1 protein-coding gene is annotated in these 1,332 nt (G+C 25.2%); it reads left to right on the top strand.

Annotated elements, in window-relative coordinates:
- Window positions 1–53 precede the first annotated feature (53 nt).
- Window positions 54–1,301, top strand: a complete 1,248-nt coding sequence (locus OF364_RS02970) for an IS3 family transposase (protein ID WP_205851541.1) — start codon at window positions 54–56, stop codon at window positions 1,299–1,301.
- Window positions 1,302–1,332: the final 31 nt, after the last annotated feature.

Here is a 1,332-nt window from a genome sequence, read left to right as displayed (position 1 = left end):
TAAACATATCCCCTATTAGTGGACTACCACAAATGGAGGATATGTTTTTTATTATGAAAAAATATAAGACAAGAATATTTTTATACAAGTTGTGTATGAGAGTGCTTACTGGAGAAAAAATTCCAGATATATGCAATGATTTAGTTAACTGTGGTTATTTGCCAAAAGCAATGAAATATACCGGACAAAAAGGATATAATAGTGCTCATTATCTTTATAATTTCTATTATAGATTCCTAAAAATTGGAATTTATGCAATTGTTTCACATCAAGGGGGATATAAAAATATGCCAAAAAAAGGTTTAACTAAAAAAGAATTAGAAGAAAAACGAAGAAAAAGACATGATGAGTTGCTAAGAAAATTGACCCCAGAGGAATTGCTTGAGATTGTTAAGATTCAAGAAGAGATACTAACAACTAAAATTTCAAAAAAAGAATTATATGAAGAAATTCAAAACAAAATAAAGAAGAAAAATTCTCTTTCTCCAAGAAAAATATGCGAAGCTTTATATATTTCTAAATCATACTTTTACAAGCTTTCAAAAAATATAATTTCACATGATATGCGTTTTAGAAAAGATGTAATTAGAGTCAAAAAAATTATCTCTGAAGAATTTAAAGTTAATAGAGGAAATTTTGGTGCAAGAAGAATACATGCTATTTTAAAAGAAAAATATCAACTTAATATAAGCTATAAAACTGTATATAAGTATATGAATTCAATGAATTTAAAATCAGTTATTCGAGCTAAAAATAAAAGAAGAATAGATAGAAAAAATACTAATTATAGTATTGAAAATCGCTTGAATAGAAACTTTAAGAATGACACATTTAACAATGTTTTATGTACAGATGTAACTTATATAAAGTGAAATAGTCAATTTATATATTTAAGTGCTGCAATAGATTTAAGAAATAATGAAATAGTTGGCTGAAGTCATTCTAAAAGAAATGATTTAGAACTTGTTAAAGACACTTTTAAAAAGATCAATCTTTCAAACTATTCATTAATTCATTCAGATCATGGTTTTCAATATTCGTCAAATTGATTCAGAGAAATGATTGCAAAAAATAATTTGTTACAATCAATGTCAAGAATTGGTAATTCTCTTGATAACCGTCCAATTGAATATTGATTTTCAATTTTAAAAGAAGAATGTTTAAGAAAATACCAGCTAAATGACTTAAAATATGACCAAATAATAGAGCTAATTACTGACTTTATAAATTACTATAATAATATTAGAATACAAATTAAACTAAAAAACCTCTCTCCGTGTCATTACATGAGAAAGGTTTAATTGATTTGTCCACTAATAGGGGACATGTTTA

The organism is Mycoplasma enhydrae (genome assembly GCF_025779955.1).
Taxonomy (GTDB): Bacteria; Bacillota_I; Bacilli_A; order Mycoplasmatales; family Metamycoplasmataceae; genus Metamycoplasma; species Metamycoplasma enhydrae.
This window is presented reverse-complemented; position numbering and strand designations above follow the sequence as displayed.